This window comes from Streptomyces sp. NPDC005266 (assembly GCF_040607655.1).
Taxonomy (GTDB): domain Bacteria; phylum Actinomycetota; class Actinomycetes; order Streptomycetales; family Streptomycetaceae; genus Streptomyces.
The window spans coordinates 308090-328430 of sequence record NZ_JBEXHC010000007.1; the positions used below are offsets into that span (position 1 = coordinate 308090).

21 protein-coding genes and 1 riboswitch are annotated in these 20341 nt (G+C 71.0%); of the genes, 9 read left to right on the forward strand and 12 right to left on the reverse strand.

Translation table 11 applies throughout. The annotated features are described in order from the left end of the window. Window positions 1-393 precede the first annotated feature (393 nt). Window positions 394-1122 carry a copper homeostasis protein CutC gene (locus ABZU99_RS17000; protein ID WP_356045707.1) on the reverse strand — a complete coding sequence of 243 codons (729 nt, stop codon included), beginning with the start codon at window positions 1120-1122 and terminating at the stop codon, window positions 394-396. 58 nt (window positions 1123-1180) lie between these two features. On the opposite strand from ABZU99_RS17000, the gene ABZU99_RS17005 reads away from it, so the two are divergent. The 3 genes from ABZU99_RS17005 to ABZU99_RS17015 all read left to right on the forward strand — a co-directional run bounded on the left by ABZU99_RS17005 (window position 1181) and on the right by ABZU99_RS17015 (window position 3280). Continuing rightward, window positions 1181-1870: a hypothetical protein gene (locus ABZU99_RS17005; protein WP_356045705.1), complete on the forward strand. Its 690-nt coding sequence runs from the start codon at window positions 1181-1183 to the stop codon at window positions 1868-1870. Window positions 1871-2019: 149 nt separating this feature from the next. After that, a complete protein-coding gene (locus ABZU99_RS17010; RefSeq protein ID WP_355948849.1) occupies window positions 2020-2349 on the forward strand; it encodes a hypothetical protein in 330 nt (109 codons plus the stop codon). A gap of 352 nt (window positions 2350-2701) precedes the next feature. Beyond that, the gene (locus ABZU99_RS17015; RefSeq protein ID WP_356045703.1) at window positions 2702-3280 is read left to right on the forward strand and encodes a hypothetical protein; all 579 of its coding nucleotides are present in this window, start codon (window positions 2702-2704) and stop codon (window positions 3278-3280) included. An 11-nt stretch (window positions 3281-3291) separates the two neighbouring features. Here the strand turns inward: ABZU99_RS17015 and ABZU99_RS17020 are convergent, their stop codons facing one another. Next, entirely contained in the window at window positions 3292-3516 is a 225-nt protein-coding gene (locus ABZU99_RS17020; protein WP_356045701.1) for a DUF397 domain-containing protein, read from the reverse strand. Next, window positions 3513-4349 carry a helix-turn-helix transcriptional regulator gene (locus tag ABZU99_RS17025; protein WP_356045699.1) on the reverse strand — a complete coding sequence of 279 codons (837 nt, stop codon included), beginning with the start codon at window positions 4347-4349 and terminating at the stop codon, window positions 3513-3515. The genes ABZU99_RS17020 and ABZU99_RS17025 overlap by 4 nt, the downstream gene beginning before the upstream one ends. 165 nt (window positions 4350-4514) lie before the next feature. Here ABZU99_RS17025 and ABZU99_RS17030 point away from each other — a divergent pair, with 165 nt between their 5' ends. Further along, on the forward strand, window positions 4515-4877 hold the full coding sequence (locus tag ABZU99_RS17030; RefSeq protein ID WP_356045697.1) for a hypothetical protein: 363 nt from the start codon (window positions 4515-4517) through the stop codon (window positions 4875-4877). Window positions 4878-4883: 6 nt separating this feature from the next. On the opposite strand, the gene ABZU99_RS17035 is transcribed toward ABZU99_RS17030, so the two are convergent. After that, window positions 4884-6236 (reverse strand): DUF222 domain-containing protein, encoded by a 1353-nt coding sequence (locus tag ABZU99_RS17035; protein ID WP_356045695.1) that lies wholly within the window; start codon window positions 6234-6236, stop codon window positions 4884-4886. Window positions 6237-6432: 196 nt separating this feature from the next. Here ABZU99_RS17035 and ABZU99_RS17040 point away from each other — a divergent pair, with 196 nt between their 5' ends. Then, window positions 6433-7788, forward strand: a complete 1356-nt coding sequence (locus ABZU99_RS17040; RefSeq protein WP_356045693.1) for a Cmx/CmrA family chloramphenicol efflux MFS transporter — start codon at window positions 6433-6435, stop codon at window positions 7786-7788. A 153-nt stretch (window positions 7789-7941) separates the two neighbouring features. Here the strand turns inward: ABZU99_RS17040 and ABZU99_RS17045 are convergent, their stop codons facing one another. Both ABZU99_RS17045 and ABZU99_RS17050 read right to left on the reverse strand, forming a co-directional pair. Beyond that, window positions 7942-8214 carry a DUF4031 domain-containing protein gene (locus tag ABZU99_RS17045; RefSeq protein ID WP_356045691.1) on the reverse strand — a complete coding sequence of 91 codons (273 nt, stop codon included), beginning with the start codon at window positions 8212-8214 and terminating at the stop codon, window positions 7942-7944. After that, the gene (locus ABZU99_RS17050) at window positions 8214-8570 is read right to left on the reverse strand and encodes a hypothetical protein (RefSeq protein ID WP_355948866.1); all 357 of its coding nucleotides are present in this window, start codon (window positions 8568-8570) and stop codon (window positions 8214-8216) included. Before ABZU99_RS17050 ends, ABZU99_RS17045 begins: the two co-directional genes overlap by 1 nt. A 161-nt stretch (window positions 8571-8731) precedes the next feature. Here ABZU99_RS17050 and ABZU99_RS17055 point away from each other — a divergent pair, with 161 nt between their 5' ends. Further along, window positions 8732-9673 (forward strand): MurR/RpiR family transcriptional regulator, encoded by a 942-nt coding sequence (locus ABZU99_RS17055; RefSeq protein WP_356045689.1) that lies wholly within the window; start codon window positions 8732-8734, stop codon window positions 9671-9673. 195 nt (window positions 9674-9868) lie between these two features. Further along, window positions 9869-10804 (forward strand): N-acetylmuramic acid 6-phosphate etherase, encoded by a 936-nt coding sequence (murQ, locus tag ABZU99_RS17060; protein WP_356045687.1) that lies wholly within the window; start codon window positions 9869-9871, stop codon window positions 10802-10804. 166 nt (window positions 10805-10970) lie between these two features. Here the strand turns inward: murQ and groL are convergent, their stop codons facing one another. The 4 genes from groL to thrC form a co-directional block, all read right to left on the reverse strand. Then, the gene (groL, locus tag ABZU99_RS17065; RefSeq protein ID WP_355948873.1) at window positions 10971-12596 is read right to left on the reverse strand and encodes a chaperonin GroEL; all 1626 of its coding nucleotides are present in this window, start codon (window positions 12594-12596) and stop codon (window positions 10971-10973) included. Window positions 12597-12910: 314 nt separating this feature from the next. Then, window positions 12911-13117, reverse strand: a complete 207-nt coding sequence (locus ABZU99_RS17070) for a cold-shock protein (protein WP_009716982.1) — start codon at window positions 13115-13117, stop codon at window positions 12911-12913. Between the two features lie 430 nt (window positions 13118-13547). Next, window positions 13548-13826 carry a MoaD/ThiS family protein gene (locus ABZU99_RS17075; protein WP_355948875.1) on the reverse strand — a complete coding sequence of 93 codons (279 nt, stop codon included), beginning with the start codon at window positions 13824-13826 and terminating at the stop codon, window positions 13548-13550. Further along, a complete protein-coding gene (thrC, locus tag ABZU99_RS17080) occupies window positions 13823-15154 on the reverse strand; it encodes a threonine synthase (RefSeq protein WP_356045684.1) in 1332 nt (443 codons plus the stop codon). Before thrC ends, ABZU99_RS17075 begins: the two co-directional genes overlap by 4 nt. 17 nt (window positions 15155-15171) lie before the next feature. Further along, window positions 15172-15312: riboswitch (SAM riboswitch) on the reverse strand. A gap of 151 nt (window positions 15313-15463) precedes the next feature. On the opposite strand from thrC, the gene ABZU99_RS17085 reads away from it, so the two are divergent. Beyond that, the gene (locus ABZU99_RS17085) at window positions 15464-16411 is read left to right on the forward strand and encodes a glucosyl-3-phosphoglycerate synthase (RefSeq protein WP_356045682.1); all 948 of its coding nucleotides are present in this window, start codon (window positions 15464-15466) and stop codon (window positions 16409-16411) included. Between the two features lie 642 nt (window positions 16412-17053). Then, window positions 17054-18511 (forward strand): trehalose-6-phosphate synthase, encoded by a 1458-nt coding sequence (locus ABZU99_RS17090; protein WP_356045680.1) that lies wholly within the window; start codon window positions 17054-17056, stop codon window positions 18509-18511. Window positions 18512-18725: 214 nt separating this feature from the next. Here ABZU99_RS17090 and otsB read toward each other — a convergent pair whose 3' ends face one another. Together otsB and ABZU99_RS17100 are read right to left on the reverse strand one after the other, a co-directional pair. After that, window positions 18726-19565, reverse strand: coding sequence for a trehalose-phosphatase (gene otsB, locus ABZU99_RS17095; protein WP_356045678.1), 840 nt, complete (start codon window positions 19563-19565; stop codon window positions 18726-18728). Window positions 19566-19644: 79 nt separating this feature from the next. After that, window positions 19645-19863 (reverse strand): DUF3263 domain-containing protein, encoded by a 219-nt coding sequence (locus tag ABZU99_RS17100; protein WP_355842150.1) that lies wholly within the window; start codon window positions 19861-19863, stop codon window positions 19645-19647. Window positions 19864-20341: the final 478 nt, after the last annotated feature.

The window sequence follows — 20341 nt, forward strand, 5'->3', positions numbered from 1 at the left end:
GGCTCCGCCGTCTGTACGTGGCCCTGACCCGGGCCGTGTCAGGGCTGACGGTTTTGCACGCGGCCCCGCTGCCGGAGTTGCTGGCCTGACGGGGCGTCGGTGCGGGTGCGGGTGCGGGTGCGTGGGTGCGTGGGTGGTGCGGTCTCGGTGGGTGGTGCGGTTTCGGGGGGTGGTGAGTGCGGGTGCCGGGGCCTCCGGGGCGCGGCCCTGGACCGTATATCTACGGCGCCGGTAGCCGGAAGTGTGGGGTGGGCCGGAGATTGGCGCCACACATGCACGTAAGCGTCCAGGACCCCACCCCTCCAACCCCGGCCCCCTCCCAGCCGTCGCCGACTGCCCCCTCCCAGCCGTCGCCGACTGCCCCTTTCAGCCTGCTCCGTCAGCCTGCCCCGTTCAGCCGACCGGCACCGGCGCGTCGAGTGCGGTCCGCCACTGGGCGACCGTCGCCGCGTCCACCGGGCCGGACCAGCCGTCGGGGCGGGCGGCCCCGCCGATGTGGAAGGCGTCGATTCCGGCGGCGCGGAGGGCGGGGAGGTGGTCGAGGCGGAGCCCGCCCCCCACCATGAGCCGGGGTTCGTAGCCCGGCGTACCGGCCCTCGCCGCCTCGGCCGCGAGGGTGGGCAAGCCCTCGTCGACGCCGCGCGCCGAGCCGGCGGTGAGGTAGGTGTCCAGGCCGGGGAGGGCGGCGAGTTGCTTACGGAGCGTGTCGCGGTCGGTGGCGTGGTCGATGGCCCGGTGGAAGGTCCAGCGGCTCTCGTCCACGCCTTCGCCCGCCCCGATGACCCGGGCGAGCGTGGTCACGGCGGCCAGGTCCGGCCCGCCGTCGGAGGTCAGAAACCCGAGGACGAACTCGTCCGCCCCCTCCGCGTACAGCTCCTGGCCCGCCGCGCACAGCGCGTCGAGCGCGGCGGCGTCGCCTGCCTCGAAGCCGTCCGCGGCGCGCAGCATCACCCGCACCGGCAGGTCCACCGCCGAGCGGACCGCGGCGAAGGTGTCGCGGGAGGGGGTGAGCCCGTCGGCGGCGATGTCGGTCACCAGTTCGAGGCGGTCCGCCCCTCCGGCCTGTGCCGCGATCGCGTCCGCCGGGTGGAGCGCGATCACCTCAAGGATTGGTCTAGACATGCTCCACAGCTTGCCACACCCCGCCCGGCGCCAAACCGGGGTACCCCACAATTGACCTATGGCCATCTCGCCCCACCCGGCACAGCCCCACCCGGCACAGCCCCACCCGGCACATGACACCTTGCTCACGCGCTGGGCCGAGCTCCTCACCAGCGCCCGCGCATCGTCCCGTGGTCCCTCACCGGAGCCGTACGGCGAGGACCTCCTCGCCCGGTGGGCGGAACCCCAACGCCGCTATCACACGACGGATCACCTGATCGCGGTCCTGGACCGGGTCGACGAGCTGAGCTCACACGCCACCGACCCGGACGCCGTCCGCCTCGCCGCCTGGTTCCACGACGCCGTCTATCTGCCGGAGCGCGACACCAACGAGGAGCGCAGCGCCCGTCTGGCCGAGCGCGCACTGCCGGAGGCGGGCGTGCCGGAGGCACGTACGGCCGAGACCGTCCGACTGGTCCTCCTCACCCGCGACCACGACCCCGCCCCGGGCGACACCAACGGCGAGGTCCTCTGCGACGCCGACCTGGCCGTGCTGGCGGGCTCTCCCGAGGAATACGGCGCCTACGCGGCAGCAGTGCGGGAGGAGTACGGCTTCGTCCCGGACGACCTCTTCCGCGAGGGCCGCGCCAATGTCCTCCGCCATCTGCTGGGTCTGCCCTGCCTGTTCCGTACGCCCGAGGGCCACGCCCGCTGGGAGGAGACGGCGCGCCGCAATATGACCACGGAGCTGGAGTTGCTGGGTGCGTAGGTTCACCGCTGCTTGCCCCGCGCAGCGGGTTGTCTTCCTCATCGACGCCTGCCGGGAGGGGATCGAGCAGGACTCGATGGGGCCTGCGGGCGTCGAGGACCCGGTTGACCTGCCAGAGGTCGTCGCCGAGCACCTGGGCATCTCCGACAGTGGCCGATGTCTTCACCTGTGTCGCGCAGACCCGACGCCGCGCCGCCGATGTCGTGGAGCGCCTCGGCCACCTCGGCTATCGCACCCCGGAACTGTCCGGCGCGGCCGAGGTAACCGACGACGACATCGACCTGCTCCACCCCCTTGGCGATCACCATGGCTGGCTGACTCCCGGAGCCGTGCTGTCGGTCCCCCAGATCTCCTACAGCGCAGCTCGCGCTGGGGTCTCCCCCGCGGACGCTGCCGTACGGCTGGGCCAACTCGGCTATCACGACCGGAGCACTCGTACCGAACCATGCCCTGGTCCTCGGGAGACGCGCAGGTGCTGAACTCGCTGTGGGCCGATGATCCAGGCCCGGTACCCACGGCTCAGGCTCAGGCTCAGAAGATCTCAGCGGGCCGTATCGTCTCCACGGCGTTCACCGCCAACCGGGCGGCATGTGACGTGAGCAGACTGCTGGCAGAAGCCGGATTCACGCCGTCCGCCGAGGCCACGCGCCTCGACACCCGTCACGACGACGACCACATCCTGTTGTCGGACCGGCTTCCTGTGGACCGTCCCATCCCACGTGGGCAGTTGGCCGCGCTCGCCCTGCACCTGGGCCGACCAGTACCCGAAGTGCACGGCGCCTCAACGAGCTGGGGTTCCACACCCCTGACCCACTCCCCGCCGCGGATCTGGTGACCAAGGAAGACGCCAAGCTCTTCGCCTCCGGGCACCGGTACCCGCAACGGTGGCCTGGCGAGGGCACTTCATTGACTGCGCTGGCCGTCGTGGAACTCGCGCGCCGAGCAGAAACCACGCCGCCTGATCTCGCGGCACGACTCACAGCACTCGGTTATGAGATCGCGCCGGACCCGGCACTACTGCAAGCGGTTCCCATCGATGCCTACGACTCTATAAGTCAAGGCGACCCCCAGATCACCACCGTGTATCCGGATCAGCTCCATGCCGTCTCCCAGCTTTTGAACATCGCGATGGACAAGGCCGCCCACTACCTGACCCGGATGGGCCTCGACGTCCAGCCGATCCCTGAGGCGTTCGCCGCGGATCTCTCCGCCGAGGAGTTGCTTGCGGAGACCCTCGATCCCGCATCGGCCACCACCGTCGAATCCGCGCGCCAGGACAGCCGCATCGGCCCGATCTCACTCCCCGCCCTGGCCTCCGTCGCGATGCGCCACAAGACCACCCTCCGCGAGGTGGCACTGCTCGCCACGCAACTCGGCATGAGGCACGAAGCGGACGGCTGGTTCGGGTAAGACCCCCAAGGTCACCCCGCGGGGAACTCTCCGCCCATGACTGCGGAGACGAACGACGACCAGCCCTCTGCCGAGAAGATGAGCGCCGGGCCGTGTGGGTCCTTGGAGTCACGGACCGGGACAGCGCGGTGCGCTTGGGCGAAGGTGCGGGAGAACTCGACGCACTGACCGCCGTTGGCATCGCTGTAGGAGGACCTGACCCATACGGCAGACGTGAGATCCAACTCGGCACTCATGCGCGGTACTCCTTCACCAGAGTCTTGATCAGGGTCAGTGATCGGTCCGGGGACAGCGCGTGTGCCCTGAGCAGATCATAGTCATCCAGGGCTGTGGTGACTGTCTTGGCGGAGTCGTGCATTCTGCCTCCTACCCGGCTCTCGGTGTACAGCACCGTCGGGGAGTCCGTGAAGCGCAGCACAGTGAAAGGCTTCGTGGAAGCGGCCGGAGCCCCCGCCGAGAACGGCAGGACCTGGAGCTTGATGTGAGGAGACGCGGCTGCGGACAGCAGGTATTCAAGTTGCCCGGCCATGACGTCGGCACCGCCTACGACGGTTCGCAGGCATGCTTCGTTCAGGATGACCCACAGGAACGGCGGAACATCCCGCTCGAACACCTCACGCCGTCGAAGCCGCGCCGCGACCTTACCCTCGATCACCTCGGCCTCTTCCCGTGAGAAGTACGCGCGGAAGATGGCCCGGGCGTACTCCTCCGTCTGAAGAATGCCGATCACCAGGTTCGCGGAGTAGTCCAGTACGCGAGAAGCCTTCCGCTCCAGGTTGAGATAGGGGACGAACCACGAAGGGTGGTCGCCCTCGTCGATCCTGCGGAGCATGCCTGCGAACAACTCACCCGTCCCGAAGGCGGTGTCGCAGCCCTTGGCGAACTTCTCACTCGGTCTGGGCAGGAGCTTCCCGGCCTCGACCCGGCTGACGTACGCCTCGGAGTAGCCGGCGGCCTGGCCGAGGTGCTTCTGCGTGAGCTTGCGGGCGAGACGCACCTGCTTGACGTCACGCCCGAAGCGCTGGAGCGGATTCAAGTGCGCGGAATTGATCGTCTCATCCAACGCCATGACCTCTCGCTATGTGATCTCAGCCCAGCGTCCTCGCAGGTCGCCGACTTGCAGACTGCGCCTCAAGGCGCCTCATTCTATGGGCAACCGCGTTGCCCTGGTGAGCAATTGACTACACACGGTGCCCGCCCGTCGGGTCTCCAGGAACCGAGTGGAGCTGATGACATGAACCGCCTACGCCTCCTGCCGTGGTCCAGCCCTGACGGCAAGCCGTGCTATCTGGCCGCTGCCGGCAGTGACAGCCCGTTGAGCCGGAAGGCAGACCAGATCGAGGCCCTGCAACTCGGTATGGGTGCCCAACTACTCGACCACGCTCGGACACTTCTCGACGAGGACAAGGCGAGCAGCGGCGAACTCCGCTTCCTGGCCCACCGGCTGATCGAGGCGTTGACGGACGCGTTGCGGATCGCCGAGAGCAGGGGCGGACGGCTGACGGATGGCTCCTCGCGTACGACGAGCCCGGCACCGATGGACGGCCCGACGACGGCCACCGACCGCAGCGACAACAGCCACCAACCACAGCACTGAAGTCAGTCAATCGCGGTAGTCATGGGGCCGGTTGATGTAGGTGTGACCGGTGGGTGCGGTCCAGGTGGCGATACCGGTGCTGGCATCGCGCTCCAGGGACCAGCCGGGGTGGTGGGTCTTCATCAGGTGGTGGCGTCTGCAGAGCGGGCCCAGGTTTTCCGGGGTTGTCTGGCCTCCTGCTGATGGCTTGTCGTGGTTGAACGGCTCGACGTGGTCCAGGTCGCAGCGGTGGGCGGGCATTCGGCAGGTCGGGAAGGTGCAGTAGGCGTCGCGGGCGATGACGTGGCGTTCGGCTTCGGCGGTGGGCTTGTACGTGGTGGGGTCGGTCTTGATGAGCATCCCGGTCTTGGGCTCGATGATCAGGCGGCGCCACGTCGTGCCTTCGGCGAAGGCGATGTCTCGGGCCTGGCCGGCGGTGATGGGTCCGTAGCCCTTGAGCTGGGCCGGATCGTCGCTGTCCCCGATCAGGACATCCAGCGGGACGGTGACCTGAACGACCGCCGCCGAACGCCCGGTCGGAGCTGGGGTGCCGCCTCCGGCCTGGTGGACCACCAGGTCGAACAGGGCGTCCACCCGCTTCTGCTCCAGCGTCCGGCCGTCATCGGCCAGGGTGGCGGCGTGGGCGTCGACGGCCTGGGTCATGGCGGCGGCCTGTTCGGCGGGAAGGATCGCGCCCCACATCGCCATGCCGTCGTCCTGCGGGTAGTGGACCATCTGGCGTGCGCGCTTGCGGGCCTGGTGGCGTTGCTCAGCGCCGTGTGGGTCGGCTCGTACGATCTCCCGTGCCAGGGCTCGGCGGGTCTGACCGGTGGCCATGCCCGGCATCTTCTCCACCAGCGCCGCTTCGACCTGGCCTGCCACCTCGGGGTCAAGGACGGCGCAGGCTTCGGTGACGGCCACGGCCTGCATGTAGCAGATCACGCCCCGCTCCAGCAGCCCCAGCGTGGTCGGGTAATGGCGGTCCAGCTCGCGGGCCACCTCCAGGCGCTTGGCTGCCGTGGTGCCCGAGAGTTTCAGGGCACAGGCCACCTCTTCGCACGCGAAGTTCCACCCGCCCTCCGCGTCGCGGCCCCATACGCCCGCAGGTAAGGCATCCTGCGCGTCCGCCTCCAGAGCCGCCAGGATGTGGGCCTGTTGGGCCTGAATCCAGGCGGTGTGCCGCTCAAGGGCCTTGAGTGCGTCGATGCGGCCGGTGTGGGACAGCTTCTCCGCGTCCAGCACCGGCAGCACCGACGCGGTCTCCGGGCCCGGCGGTGTGATGGCCAGATAGGCGGCCCATTCGTCCGGCGTTCCCGGGCCGTTCAGAGAGCGGTCCAGTGGCCGCTTCAGTTCGTCGGCGTTGGTGGTATCCCCCGTCATTGCGATCACCCCCAGTGATGCGCTCAACTCCCGCCTCCCCTCGGCAGGCTCACACCCACTTTCTCCCCTCACTCAGTGTGATCACTCCAGGTCACACACCACACCACCTCATCGAGTGAATGTTCGGAAATCCGGAACTCCGGTCCCGGTCCCACCCGGAGGAATGACGTCACACCCGGGCGGCGTTGTGCCTGGCATGCCTTCCCCTGCCGAGCGCGCCCGCCCCCGCATGCCCGTCGCCGTCTATGTCCTCGGTCTGTCCGTCTTCGCGCTGGGCACGTCCGAGTTCATGCTGTCCGGGCTGCTGCAGCCCATCGCCCGGGACATGGGGGTGTCGATTCCGGAGGCCGGGCTGCTCGTCTCGGCGTTCGCGATCGGGATGGTGGTCGGGGCTCCGGTGCTGGCCGCGGCGACATTGCGGTTGCCGCGGCGGACGACGTTGATCGCCTTGCTGGGAGTGTTCGGGCTCGGGCAGATCGCGGGGGCGCTGGCGCCGGCGTATGGGGTGTTGTTCGCGTCTCGGGTGGTGAGTGCGCTCGCTTGTGCGGGGTTCTGGGCGGTGGGGGCGGCCGTGGCGGTGTCGCTGGTGCCGATGGGCGCGCGGGCTCGGGCGATGGCGGTGATGGTCGGCGGGTTGAGCATCGCGAACATCGCGGGGGTGCCCGCGGGGGCATTTCTCGGGCAGCACGCGGGGTGGCGGGCCGCCTTCTGGGCGGTGGCCGGGCTGTCGGCGCTCGGGCTGGTCGGGGTGGTCGCGCTCGTACCGCGTACGGGGGTGCCGACGGGTGAGGACCGGCCGCGGCTGCGGGCCGAGCTGGGGATCTACCGCGACCGGCAGGTGTGGCTGGCGCTGGCCGGTACGGCGCTCAGCGGGGGCGCGGTGTTCTGTCTGTTCTCGTATCTGGCGCCGCTGCTGACGGACGTGGCGGGGCTGGCGGAGAGTTGGGTGCCGACCGTGCTGGCGCTGTTCGGGGTCGGCGCGCTGCTCGGTACGGTGATCGGTGGACGGATCGCGGACGCCCACCTCTTCGGCACGATGATCGGGGGCATCACCGCCTCGACCGTCGTGCTGAGCCTGCTGGCGCTGACCGCGCACAGTCCGGTGGCGGCCGTGACCCTGGCACTGCTGCTCGGCTTCACCGCCTTCTTCACCGCGCCCGCGCTCAACGCCCGGATGTTCAACGTCGCGAACGCCGCCCCGACGCTGGCCGGCGCCACCACGACCTCCGCGTTCAACATCGGCAATACGGTGGGCCCCTGGCTCGGCGGGCTCGTCATCGACGCGGGCTGGGGCTATCCAGCGGTGGCCTGGACGGGCGCGGCGCTCGCGGCGACGGCCGTGGGGACGACGGTGGTCGCCTCCCGACTGCATCGGGCGGATGCGACCTCCCGTGTGATCACCGGGTCGGCGGCCGGTGCCAGTGCCAGTGCCGATCCCAGTGCCGGTACCGGCGCCGGTGCCGATGCCGGTGCCGATGCCGGTGTCGGTACCGGCGCCGATGCCGGTGTCGGTGCCGTGTCGGACGTGGAGTCACCGCGCGCCGCGCGTTGAGCGACCCCGGCCCCTTGCGCCGACGCCCCCGGGCCCCCACACCCGGCGCCCCACGTCCTGACGCCCCCATGTCCTGACGCGCCCATGTCCTGACGCCCGGCCACAACCGGCGCCCCACGTCCTTACGCCCGCGCCCCCACCCGGCTCGATCCCTTACGCCGACGCCGCCCGGCCCTTCGCGCGCCGCAGGCCTGCCGCCGTGAGCCGCCGCACCAGTTCCTTGCTGCCGACCTCGACCGCGCCCTCCCCCACCGCCGCCTCATACAGCTCGCTCGGCACGTCGTAGTGGTCCCGGTCGAAGCCGCGGAGGGGCGCGCCGATGCGGGCCGCGAAGGCGTGGAGTTCGTCGTACGAGACGTCGCTTACCAGGTGCGACCACATCCGTCCGTGGCCCGGCCAGGACGGGGGGTCGATGAGGACCGCCATCAGAGGGTGGTCCCGAGCGACCCCACCCGTGCCACCGCGACCGCGGTCTTGCCGCACACCCAGTGCGGGTCCGGGCCCAACTCGGGTTCCACGTCGAGGGCGTGGAGGTCGCCGCCCCGGGTGCAGACGGGGCACAGCGGCCAGCGTCCGTAGCGCTCCAGCAGGGCGTCCTGGACGTCCTGGGCGACCAGGCCCGCGACGTATTCGGCGCCCTCGGGCCATTGCTCGACCCACCACCGCCGGTGCGCGATCGCGTCCTCGACCAGCGAGACGATGTCGGCCTGGGCGACTTCTCCCGCGGCGAGGTCGGCCAGAACGAGGGCGCGGGCCGCGTGCAGGGCGTGTTCGAGCTTCATGGGTCCCATTGTCACCTTTGCATCCTTACTGCGCCTTCCCACGCACGTCCCACTCATACGCCGCCTTCCCGCACACGCGACCTTCCCGCACACGCCACCTTCCCGCACACGCGGCCGCGCGGAAGGTTGACCGACACCATGGCTGGAAATAGCTTTCAAAGATGAGCAGCAAACTGAAGGAAACTTTCATGCCCGCACAGTCTCCGCCCGCGGCCACCCCGCCCGCACCGGCCGCGCTCGCGGCCAAGGTCCGCACGTTGGCTCCCTCCATGACCCGCTCCATGCAGCGCGTCGCCGAAGCAGTGGCGGGCGATCCGGCCGGCTGTGCGGCGCTCACCGTCACCGGGCTCGCCGAGCGGACGGGTACCAGTGAAGCCACGGTCGTCCGCACCTCCCGGCTACTCGGCTACCCCGGCTACCGCGATTTGCGGCTCGCGCTCGCCGCGCTGGCCGCGCAGCAGGCGGCGGGCCGGGCCCCGGCCGTCACGGCGGACATCGCGGTGGACGATCCGATCCCCGATGTCGTCGCCAAGCTCGCGCACGAGGAGCAGCAGTGTCTGGCCGACACCGCCGCCGGGCTCGACACCGGCCAGGTCGAGGCGGCCGTCGCGGCGCTGGCCGCCGCCCGCCGGATCGATGTGTACGGGGTGGGCGCGTCGAACCTCGTCGGCCAGGACCTCGTCCAGAAGCTGCTGCGCATCGGGCTGATAGCCCATGCCCACGCCGATCCACACCTCGCGGTCACCAATGCCGTGCAGCTGCACTCCGGGGACGTCGCCATCGCGATCACCCACTCCGGCCGTACTACGGACGTCATCGAGCCATTGCGCGTCGCCTTCGAGCGTGGTGCGACCACCGTCGCGATCACCGGGCGGCCGGACGGCGAGGTCACCCAGTACGCCGACTTCGTCCTCACGACCTCGACCGCGCGCGAGAGCGAGCTGCGCCCGGCGGCCATGTCCAGCCGCACCAGTCAACTTCTCGTCGTGGACTGCCTCTTCATAGGTGTGGCGCAGCGTACGTACGAGGCCGCCGCGCCCGCGCTGTCGGCCTCGTACGAAGCCCTCGCCCACCGGCATGACCACCGCCACGGCCCTCGCTGACCGACCCAGCCCTCGCCGACCCGCCCCAGCCCTCGCCGACCGGGCCGGACCCCGCCGACCGCCCCAACCCTCGCCAACCGGCCCAACCCTCGCCGACCGGCCCGGCCCTCGCCGACCGAGCTGGCCCTCGCCGACCGGGCCGGACCCCGCCACGACCCCCGCCCCGACCCCCGTACTGGAAAGAGCCCGCTTCGCATGACTCCCGCCGCTGACCAGGAACAGCTGCGCGCCCAGCTGAACACGCTCACCACCGAGGCATTCCGCCCCGAGCTCGCCGAGATCGACCGGCTCGAGACCGTCGAGATCGCCCGCATCATGAACGCGGAGGACGCCGCCGTCCCCGCCGCCGTCGCCACCCAGCTCCCCGGGATCGCAGCCGCCATCGACGGCATCGCCGAGCGCATGTCCCGCGGCGGCCGGCTGATCTACGCGGGCGCGGGCACCGCCGGACGGCTCGGGGTGCTCGACGCGAGCGAGTGCCCGCCGACCTTCAACACCCGGCCGGACCAGGTGGTCGGGGTGATCGCGGGCGGGCCGGGCGCCGTGGTGACTTCGGCCGAGGGGGCGGAGGACAGCGCGGAGCTGGCCGCCGCCGATCTCGACCGGATCGGGGTCGGCGTGAAGGACACGGTCGTGGGCGTCTCCGCCTCCGGCCGTACCCCGTACGCCGTGGGGGCGGTCGAGCACGCACGGCGCCATGGCGCGCTCACCGTCGGGCTGTCGTGCAACGCCGGCTCGGCGCTCGCCGCGGCGGCCGACCACGGCATCGAGGTCGTCGTCGGCCCGGAGCTGCTCACCGGCTCGACCCGGCTGAAGGCGGGGACGGCGCAGAAGCTGGTCCTCAATATGCTCTCGACCATCACCATGATCCGGCTGGGCAAGACGTTCGGGAATCTGATGGTCGACGTACGCGCCTCGAACGAGAAGCTGCGCGCGCGCTCGCACCGGATCGTCTCCCTGGCGACCGGCGCCTCGGACCAGCGGATCGAGAGCGCGCTCGAGGCCACGGACGGCGAGGCGAAGAACGCCATCCTCACCATTCTCGGCGGGGTGGACGCACCGACGGCCGAGAAGCTGCTCGGCGAGGCGAACGGGCATCTGCGCACCGCCCTCGAGGCCGCAGGCGGCTGACTCGAGGCCGCGGCGGGCTGACTCGTGGCCGCGGTCGGCTGACGGAAGCCGGCACATAACACGGAAGACGCACACAACGCCGTCGGGGCGGCACCCCTGAGAGGGTGCCGCCCCGACGTCCTGGACGGTTCGACCGACCGGCGAGAGATCCCGGGGGATCTGCCGATCAGAAGTCCATGTCACCGCCCGGCATGCCGCCCGGAGCGCCCGCCGCGGCGGCCTTCTCCGGCTTGTCGGCGATGACGGCCTCGGTGGTCAGGAACAGCGCGGCGATCGACGCGGCGTTCTGCAGCGCGGAGCGCGTGACCTTGGCCGGGTCGATGATGCCCTCGGCGATCAGGTCGACGTACTCGCCGGTCGCGGCGTTGAGGCCGTGGCCCGGGGTCAGGTTGCGCACCTTCTCCACCACGACGCCGCCCTCGAGGCCGGCGTTGACCGCGATCTGCTTCAGCGGGGCCTCGAGCGCCAGGCGCACGGCCTGGGCACCGGTGGCCTCGTCGCCGTCGAGCTCGAGCTTCTCGAACACGGAGACGGTCTGCAGCAGGGCGACGCCACCACCGGCGACGATGCCCTCTTCGACGGCGGCCTTGGCGTTGCGCACCGCGTCCTCGATGCGGTGCTTGCGCTCCTTGAGCTCGACCTCGGTCGCGGCACCGGCCTTGATGACCGCCACGCCACCGGCCAGCTTCGCGAGGCGCTCCTGGAGCTTCTCACGGTCGTAGTCCGAGTCCGAGGACTCGATCTCGGCGCGGATCTGGTTGACCCGCCCCTGCACCTGCTCCGGGTCGCCGGCGCCGTCCACGATGGTGGTCTCGTCCTTGGTGACGGTGACCTTGCGGGCGCGGCCGAGCAGGTCGAGCGTCGCGTTCTCCAGCTTGAGGCCGACCTCCTCGGAGATGACGGTGCCACCGGTGAGGATGGCGATGTCGCCGAGCATGGCCTTACGGCGGTCACCGAAGCCCGGGGCCTTGACGGCGACGGACTTGAAGGTGCCACGGATCTTGTTGACGACCAGGGTGGCCAGGGCCTCGCCCTCGACGTCCTCGGCGATGATCAGCAGCGGCTTGCCCGACTGCATGACCTTCTCCAGCAGCGGGAGGAGGTCCTTCACGCTGGAGATCTTCGAGTTGACGATCAGGATGTACGGGTCGTCGAGCGACGCCTCCATACGCTCCATGTCCGTCGCGAAGTACGGGGAGATGTAGCCCTTGTCGAAGCGCATGCCCTCGGTGAGCTCAAGCTCGAGACCGAAGGTCTGCGACTCCTCGACGGTGATGACACCTTCCTTGCCGACCTTGTCCATCGCCTCGGCGATGAGCTCGCCGATCTGGGTGTCGGCGGCGGAGATGGAGGCGGTGGAGGCGATCTGCTCCTTGGTCTCCACGTCCTTGGCCTGCTCGAGCAGCTGGGCGGAGACGGCCTCGACGGCCTTCTCGATGCCGCGCTTGAGAGCCATCGGGTTGGCGCCCGCGGCTACGTTGCGCAGGCCTTCCTTGACCAGCGCCTGGGCGAGGACGGTCGCGGTCGTCGTGCCGTCACCGGCGACGTCGTCCGTCTTCTTCGCGACCTCCTTGACCAGCTCGGCGCCGATCTTCTCGTACGGGTCCTCGAGCTCGATCTCCTTGGCGATGGACACACCATCGTTGGTGATCGTGGGGGCGCCCCACTTCTTCTCGAGGACGACGTTACGGCCCTTGGGGCCGAGGGTGACCTTGACGGCGTCGGCGAGCTGGTTCATCCCGCGCTCGAGGCCGCGCCGCGCCTCCTCGTCGAACGCGATGATCTTGGCCATGTGAAGTGGTCCTCCCAAGACGGGGTGGATTGCTCCGGACCGCGCTGGCGCCCGCGACGGACGGCCTGCCGACCAACGGTTCCTTGCCCCGTATGGCCGGACGGGCCTCACCGACCCGGTCCTTCTGTCACTCTCAACGTCAGAGTGCTAACGCCAATGATTAGCACTCGACCCATGAGAGTGCAAGCGCCCGAAGGGGTCAAGGGGGCACAGAAGGAGAGGAACGGCAGGGTGGCGCGCATACGCCGAAGGGCCCGCACCCCCAAGGGGGGCGGGCCCTTCGACACTTCAGTCAGCTGCCTCGCGTCGGCGCGTCAGCCTACGGCCACGCGGACCATGTCCGCCTGCGGGCCCTTCTGGCCCTGCGAGATCTCGAACTCGACCCGCTGGCCTTCCTCGAGGGTGCGGTAACCGTCCATCTGGATCGCGCTGTAGTGGACGAACACGTCCGCACCACCGTCGACCGCGATGAAGCCGTACCCCTTCTCCGCGTTGAACCACTTGACGGTGCCCTGAGCCATTCCTAACTCCCCTATTACTGGCCCTTGCGCAGGACCGCACTCCGCGGACCCGGGTCAGACCTCACCCCCCGGTCATGGAGGGTGTGCGCCGGAACGCGTCGACCGCCGCTGAATGTATCCGTCCCAACGCCCTCTGCAACAGGTCAATCGGACGAGAATTCTGGGCATGGCCGATCGGTAAAAGGTGGAGAATCCCCGCGAAGTTCGGGCAAGCCGGGCCGGGCATAGGGCGCCAACCCGACAAATCGTGCTCACGCTTTGCACACAAGTTGACGAGTTCTCATATGTGGTGCCAGCGGCGGGGTCATTGGAGAAGCGGGGCAACTGTATCGCGATTCCACAGACGGAATCGCCCCGTCCGCTTCTCCCTGGACGGGGCGATTCCAAAGGTGAGGGGGTGATCGGGCGATCACCAGGGGGTGATCCGAGGTCAGCAGCCGCCCGCGACCGCCGGGATGATCGAGACCCCGGCGCCGTCCGGCGTGGCGGTGTGCAGGCCGTCGGCGAACCGGACGTCGTCGTCGTTGACGTAGACGTTGACGAAGCGGCGCAGCTTGCCGGTGTCGTCCAGGACGCGGGCCGAGATGCCCTGGTGGTTCTTCTCCAGGTCCGCCAGGACCTCGGCGAGGGTCGCGCCCTCGGCGCTGACCTCGGCCCGGCCGCCGGTGTAGGTGCGCAGGATGGTCGGGATGCGAACGTTGACGCTCATATGAGGCCAGCCTCTCGGAACGAGTCAAGGGTGGGGCGGATGATGGCGGAGGGTCCGGTGGTGGGGGCCACCGCGTCGAGGGTCTTGAGGCCGTCACCGGTGTTGAGCACGACGGTGGTGAGGGTCGGGTCGAGAAGCCCGTCCTCGATCAGCTTCTTCGTCACGCCGACGGTCACCCCGCCGGCGGTCTCCGCGAAGATCCCCTCGGTGCGGGCCAGCAGCTTGATCGCGTCGACAACCTGCTCGTCGTTGACGTCCTCCACGGCGCCGCCGGTGCGACGGGCGATGTCGAGGACGTACGGGCCGTCCGCCGGGTTGCCGATGGCCAGCGACTTGGCGATGGTGTTCGGCTTCTGCGGCCGTACGACATCGTGACCCGCCTTGAAGGCGGCGGAGACCGGGGAGCAGCCCTCGGCCTGGGCGCCGAAGATCTTGTACGGCTTGTCCTCGACCAGCCCGAGCGCGATGAGCTCCTTCAGCCCCTTGTCGATCTTGGTGAGCTGGGAGCCCGAGGCGATCGGGATGACGATCTGGTCCGGCAGCCGCCAGCCGAGCTGCTCGCAGATCTCGTACGCCAGGGTCTTGGACCCCTCGCCGTAGTACGGGCGCAGATTGACGTTGACAAAGCCCCAGCCCTCGCCGACCGGGTCGCCGATCAGCTCGCTGCAGAAGCGGTTGACGTCGTCGTACGTGCCCTCGATGCCGACCAGGTCCCCGCCGTAGACGGCGGCCATCACGACCTTGCCGGCCTCCAGGTCGTGTGGGATGAAGACGCAGGAGCGGAAGCCCGCGCGGGCGGCGGCCGCGCCGACCGCGCCGGCGAGGTTGCCGGTGGAGGAGCAGGAGAGGGTGGTGAAGCCGAAGGCGCGAGCGGCCTGGACGGCGATGGCCACGACCCGGTCCTTGAAGGAGTGGGTGGGGTTGCCGGAATCGTCCTTGATGTGCAGCTCGCCGGTGACACCGAGTTCACGGGCGAGGTTGTCGGCCTTGACCAGCTTGGTGAAGCCGGGGTTCAGGCTGGGCGTGGCCGCGACGTCGGCCGGGACCGGCAGAAGGGGGGCGTAGCGCCAGATGTTGTCGGGACCGGCCTCGATCTGCCGACGCAGCCCCTCCGGGTCGCCGCTCGGCAGGTCGTACGCGACCTCGAGCGGCCCGAAACACGCCTCGCACGCGAAGATCGGGCCGAGGTCGAAACGCTCACCGCACTCCCGGCAGGACAGGGCGACGGCGGGGCCGAAAGAACCGGAGAAGTCGGAAGTGCCGGTAACGCTGGAATCACTGGAAGTGGCAGCAGAAGTGGTTGAGCTTTCGACAGATTGCACAGCCATGGAGGCGAGGCCCTTTCTCCTCATCTTCCTCGGGACGCATTTCGCCACGAGCCGGAATTGGCACCTTCCCGAGCTGGCAGCCCCGCTGCGAAAGCAGGACCAGCTGGAGGGTTGCCGGGGCTTCAACGGGCCGTTCCCTCTGCCCCTCTGGATGAGCGGTATGGCCGCGGGCCGAGCCCGGGCATTTATGCGCACGACGACCCCGACATACGACGGCCACGTGCGTTGTTCAAGACTGTAACCGAAGGCCCTGATGGTTGAGATAGCCGTCCGAACCGCGAGATGCATCACAGCAGGGAGAGAAAACAGGTGCTGGATGAGGTGGAGCGCTGGCTGGAGCACCGCTCCTGGTCCGCCGAGGACCGTCCGCTGGGCCGCCTGCTGGCCGCGAAGCGCGACACGGCGACGACCGTGAGCGTCGTGCTGCCCGCCCTGAACGAGGAGGAGACGGTCGGCGAGATCGCCGGGGCGATCCGCCGCGAGCTGATGAGCCAGGCGGTGCCACTCGTCGACGAGCTGGTGGTGGTGGACTCCGGTTCGACGGACCGTACGGCCGAGGTCGCCGCGGCGGCGGGCGCGAGAGTCGTGCACCGCGACTCGGTGCTGCCCCGGCTGCCCGCGCTGCCCGGCAAGGGCGAGGTGCTGTGGCGCTCGCTGCTGGCCACCAGCGGCGAGATCGTCTGTTTCATCGATGCCGACCTGCGGGAATTCGATCCCCGCTTCGTCTCGGGGATCATCGGCCCGCTGCTGACCGATCCCGGGGTGCAGCTGGTCAAGGGCATGTACGACCGGCCGCTCGGCGAAGCCGCGGGCCAGGGTGGACGGGTCACCGAGCTGGTCGCCCGGCCGCTGCTGAATCTGCACTGGCCGCAGCTGGCCGGCTTCGTCCAGCCGCTGGGCGGCGAGTACGCGGCGCGCCGTTCCCTGCTGGAGCGGCTGCCCTTCCCGGTCGGCTACGGAGTCGAGCTGGGACTGCTGGTCGACGCGCTGCACACGGTCGGGCTCGACGCCCTCGCCCAGGTGGACATCGGCGTACGCAAACACCGCCACCAGGACGGTCAGGCGCTGGGCCGGATGGCGGCGGCGATCTACCGCACCGCACAGCTGCGGCTGGCGCGCGGCCACTTGGTGCGGCCGCGGCTGACCCAGTTCGACCGGGGCGAGAACGGCTTCGAGCCGCGGACTACGGCCGTGGACACGGAGGAGCGGCCGCCGATGATCGAGATCCCGGAGTACGAGGCGCGGCGAGCGGCGTAGCGGGGCGGTCGCCCATATGCGCGCGGCACGGCGGGCGACGTAGCGGGGCGGCAGCGGTTTACGGCGGAGCGGCTGGCGGAGCGCGGCCGAGCGGCTGGCAGAGCGCGGCTGGCCGGCTGGCGGAGCGCGGCTGGTCGGGCGCGGCCGAGCGGCTGGCGGAGAGCGGCTGGCGGCGCGCGGCTGGCCGAGCGGCTGGCCGGCTGGCGAAGCGCGGCTGGCGAAGCGCGGCTGGCCGAGCGGCTGGCCGGCTGGCGAAGCGCGGCTGGCCGGCTGGCGAAGCGGCTGGCAGAGCGGCTGGCAGAGCGGCTGGCCGAGCAGCTGGCAGAGCGCGGCTGGCGAAGCGCGGCTGGCAGAGCGCGGCCGAGCGGCTGGCGGAGCGCGGCCGAGCGGCTGGCCGAGCACGGCTGGCCGGCTGGCGAAGCACGGCTGGCCGAGCGGCTGGCCGGCTGGCGAAGCACGGCTGGCCGAGCACGGCTGGCCGGCTGGCTGAGCGGCTGGCCGAGCACGGCTGGCCGGCTGGCTGAGCGGCTGGCGGAGCGCGGCTGGCGGCATCCGTAGGCCGGGGTCGCTCGGGCGTCGCTCCTACGGGGCAACGAACCGTACGTATGTTTGCGCGCGGCGCCACATGGCTAGGCTCGCGACATGGGAGTCTCCCGGACTGCACCGATCCTCGTCGCCTCCAACCGCGGCCCGGTTTCGTACACGCTGGGCGAGGACGGCTCGCTCACCGCCAAGCGCGGCGGCGGCGGGCTGGTCTCCGGCCTCAGCGCGATCGCCCCGGACGCGGGCGCGGTGTGGGTGTGCGCGGCGCTCGGCGACGGCGACCGCGAAGCCGCCCGGCGCGCCGGAAGCGGCCATCTAAACCCCGGCGACACCGGCGGGCAGCAGGTCAGGATGCTCGACATCGCGCCGAACATCTTCGCCGCCGCGTACAACGGCATCGCCAATTCGGTGCTGTGGTTCATCCACCATCTGCTCTACCAGACCCCCGTCGAGCCGGCCTTCGACGCCGAGTTCGGCGTCCAGTGGGCCGCCTACGAGAGGTACAACGCGGCCTTCGCCGACGCGCTCGCCCAGGAGGCGACCGACGGCGCCGTCGTGCTGGTGCAGGACTACCACCTGGCGCTGGTGCCGGGGATGCTCCGCGAGCGCCGGCCCGATCTGCGGATCGGCCATTTCTCGCACACGCCGTGGGCGCCGCCGGACTACTACCGGCTCCTGCCGGACGCGGTGGCGGCGCAGGTGCTGCGCGGCATCCTGGGCGGCGACCGCGCCGCGTTTCTCACCGAGCGCTGGGCCACGGCCTTCGCCGACTGCTGCGCGGCGGTGCTGGGCGCGGAGGTCGTCCGCGAGGACGGCGGCGCGGCGGCGGTGCGGTTCGAGGGGCGGGAGACCCGGCTCGGGGTGCACGGTCTGGGCGCGGACGGGGACTTCCTCCGGCAGCGGTCGCGGCAGGCGGATGTCGAGGAGCGGCTCACGGCCCTGCGGGCGCAGATCGGGCCCGGCCGGAAGTCGATCGTCCGGGTGGATCGTACCGAGCTGTCCAAGAACATCGTCCGGGGGCTGCTGGCCTATCGGCGGCTGCTGGAGACCCGCCCCGAGTGGCGCGAGCGCGTGGTCCATGTGGCCTTCGCCTACCCCTCCCGCCAGGACCTCGCGGTCTACCGCGACTACACCGAGCGGGTGCGGCTGCTCGCGGACGAAATCAACGCGGAGTACGGCACGGCCGGCTGGCAGCCGGTCGCCCTGCATGTGAAGGACGACTTCGCGCGCTCCCTCGCGGCCTACCGGCTGGCCGACGTGGCGCTGGTCAACCCGATCCGGGACGGGATGAATCTGGTGGCCAAGGAGGTGCCGGTCGTCTCCGAGCAGGGATGCGCGCTGGTGCTCTCGCGGGAGGCCGGGGCATACGCGGAGCTGGGCGAGGACGCGCTGGTGGTCAACCCGTACGACGTCGAGGCGACGGCGGAGGCGCTGCACGAGGCGCTGCGGATGAGCGACGGGGAGCGGACGGAGCGTACGAAGCGGCTGGCGGCCGCGGCGACCGCGCTGCCGCCGCAGGCATGGTTCCTGGGGCAGCTGCGGGCGCTGGAGGCCTAAGCGCGATGCCGGTGACTTTGCAGGCTTCCAAGGCATGCCGATCGGGGGCATCGCTTCAGGTCAGCGCCTCGCAAGCCCTATTAAGTCACCCGGCATTGGGCCTGAGCGAGGCCTAAGCGCGCCCGGCGCGTGGCGCGCTACCGCGTCGCCGCTTCCGCCAGCTTCTCCGCCAACCCGTCCAGCAGCCTCACCACCGGGCCGACAGAGCACCAGGTCAGCCTGCGGCTTCCGCCAACCCCTCCAGCAGGCTCACTATGCCCGCCGGGCCGTCGACGACCAGATCCGCGCGCTTCGCGAGCTCGTTGACCTCCGTACTCCCGCTGCACACCAGCACGCCCGGGACGCCCTCCTCCCGCAGCTTCTCCACCGCCGCGAACGCGGCCAGATCACCGAGGTCGTCGCCCGCGTAGAGCACGGCTTCCGCGCCCGACTGCCGTACGTACTCCGTGAGCGCTACGCCCTTGTCCATGCCCGGTGGGCGCAGCTCCAGCACCAGTCGGCCCGGTTCGACGATCAGACCGTGGCGCTCGGCCAGGGCGTGGAGCGGGGCGCGCAGCTGGTCGAAGGCGGCCTGGGGGTCGTCGGCGCGGCGGGTGTGGACGGCAACGGCGCGGCCCTTGTCCTCGATCCAGATGCCGCGCCAGGCGCCGTTCGTCTCCAGGACGGCAGGGAGTTCGGCCTTCACGGCGGCGATACCAGGGTGCGGTTCGGGGGCCTGGACGGAGCCGCTCGCGGCATCCCAGCGCTCGGCGCCGTAGAGGCCGAGGACGACGAGCCGGTCCAGCCCCTCGGCCCCGGCGAAGCCGCCGTACCGCACCGCGACCTCGGCCGGACGGCCGGTGATCACCGCGACGGAGCGCACTCGCGGGGCGAGGCGGGAGAGGGCCGGGACGGCGCCGGGATGGGCGCGGGCCTGATCGGGGTCGGGGACGATCTCGGCGAGGGTGCCGTCGAAGTCGAGTCCGACGACGGCGCGGCCGGGCCGTTCGAGGAGGGCGGCGAGGCCCTCGCGGCCGGCGGCGGTGGTGGGTACGGGGAGGGGGTGGCTGCCCATGCCACTGACCCTATCGCCACCGTCAACGAGCCACGGCCGTCGGCCTCCAGCCCGGCGGACGTGTCAGCGGCGGACGTGTTCAGCGGCGCTCGCGGCGCTCGTCGCGCAGCCGACGCAGCCGGTTCACGGTGACCGGGTCGTGCTCCAGGGCGCGCGGGTCGTCCAACAGGGCGTTCAGCAGCTGGTAGTAGCGGGTGGGCGAGATGCCGAGCCGCTCCCGTATGGCGCGCTCCTTGGCGCCCGGCCCCGGCCAGCCGCGCCGCTCGACGGCGAGCACGGCCCGGTCCCGGTCGGACAGGCCCCGCGCGGAGCCGTCGCCCGAGCCCTCCCCCGCCCCGGTGGGCTCGTCGTCCGGTTCCCCCGCCCCGGCCGGCCCAGCCTCGTCCGCCTCGTCCGCCTCGTCCGCCTCGTCCGGCTCCCCTGCCCCGGTGGGCTCGTCCGGCTCCCCCGCCCCGGCCGGCCCAGCCTCATCCGGCTCATCCGGCTCGTCCGGCCCAGCCTCGTCCCGCCCGGCTGGCTCCCCCGCCTCGTCCGGCTCATCCGCCTGGTCCGGCTCGTCCGGCCCGGCCGGCTCCCCTGCCTCGGCCAGCCCCGCCAGCCCGGCCACCTCGTCCGCCTCGTCCCGCCCGGCCCGCTCCCCAGCCTCGTCCAGCCCCGCCGACCCAGCCAGCCCGGCCACCTCGTCCCGCCCGGCCCGCTCCCCAGCCTCGTCCAGCCCCGCCGACCCGGCCAGCCCGGCCACCTCGTCCCGCCCGGCCCGCTCCCCAGCCTCGTCC

Excerpts from the sequence above, each read along its gene's own strand:
- ABZU99_RS17090 (WP_356045680.1), top strand. The coding sequence starts at position 17,054 with ATGGGAGTCTCCCGGACTGCACCGATCCTCGTCGCCTCCAACCGCGGC.
- ABZU99_RS17030 (WP_356045697.1), top strand. The coding sequence starts at position 4,515 with ATGAACCGCCTACGCCTCCTGCCGTGGTCCAGCCCTGACGGCAAGCCG.
- groL (WP_355948873.1), bottom strand. The coding sequence starts at position 12,596 with ATGGCCAAGATCATCGCGTTCGACGAGGAGGCGCGGCGCGGCCTCGAG.
- thrC (WP_356045684.1), bottom strand. The coding sequence starts at position 15,154 with ATGGCTGTGCAATCTGTCGAAAGCTCAACCACTTCTGCTGCCACTTCC.
- ABZU99_RS17020 (WP_356045701.1), bottom strand. The coding sequence starts at position 3,516 with ATGAGTGCCGAGTTGGATCTCACGTCTGCCGTATGGGTCAGGTCCTCC.
- ABZU99_RS17005 (WP_356045705.1), top strand. The coding sequence starts at position 1,181 with ATGGCCATCTCGCCCCACCCGGCACAGCCCCACCCGGCACAGCCCCAC.
- ABZU99_RS17000 (WP_356045707.1), bottom strand. The coding sequence starts at position 1,122 with ATGTCTAGACCAATCCTTGAGGTGATCGCGCTCCACCCGGCGGACGCG.
- ABZU99_RS17050 (WP_355948866.1), bottom strand. The coding sequence starts at position 8,570 with ATGAAGCTCGAACACGCCCTGCACGCGGCCCGCGCCCTCGTTCTGGCC.
- murQ (WP_356045687.1), top strand. The coding sequence starts at position 9,869 with ATGACTCCCGCCGCTGACCAGGAACAGCTGCGCGCCCAGCTGAACACG.
- otsB (WP_356045678.1), bottom strand. The coding sequence starts at position 19,565 with ATGGGCAGCCACCCCCTCCCCGTACCCACCACCGCCGCCGGCCGCGAG.
- ABZU99_RS17040 (WP_356045693.1), top strand. The coding sequence starts at position 6,433 with ATGCCTTCCCCTGCCGAGCGCGCCCGCCCCCGCATGCCCGTCGCCGTC.
- ABZU99_RS17075 (WP_355948875.1), bottom strand. The coding sequence starts at position 13,826 with ATGAGCGTCAACGTTCGCATCCCGACCATCCTGCGCACCTACACCGGC.
- ABZU99_RS17045 (WP_356045691.1), bottom strand. The coding sequence starts at position 8,214 with ATGGCGGTCCTCATCGACCCCCCGTCCTGGCCGGGCCACGGACGGATG.
- ABZU99_RS17055 (WP_356045689.1), top strand. The coding sequence starts at position 8,732 with ATGAGCAGCAAACTGAAGGAAACTTTCATGCCCGCACAGTCTCCGCCC.
- ABZU99_RS17025 (WP_356045699.1), bottom strand. The coding sequence starts at position 4,349 with ATGGCGTTGGATGAGACGATCAATTCCGCGCACTTGAATCCGCTCCAG.
- ABZU99_RS17035 (WP_356045695.1), bottom strand. The coding sequence starts at position 6,236 with ATGACGGGGGATACCACCAACGCCGACGAACTGAAGCGGCCACTGGAC.
- ABZU99_RS17070 (WP_009716982.1), bottom strand. The coding sequence starts at position 13,117 with ATGGCTCAGGGCACCGTCAAGTGGTTCAACGCGGAGAAGGGGTACGGC.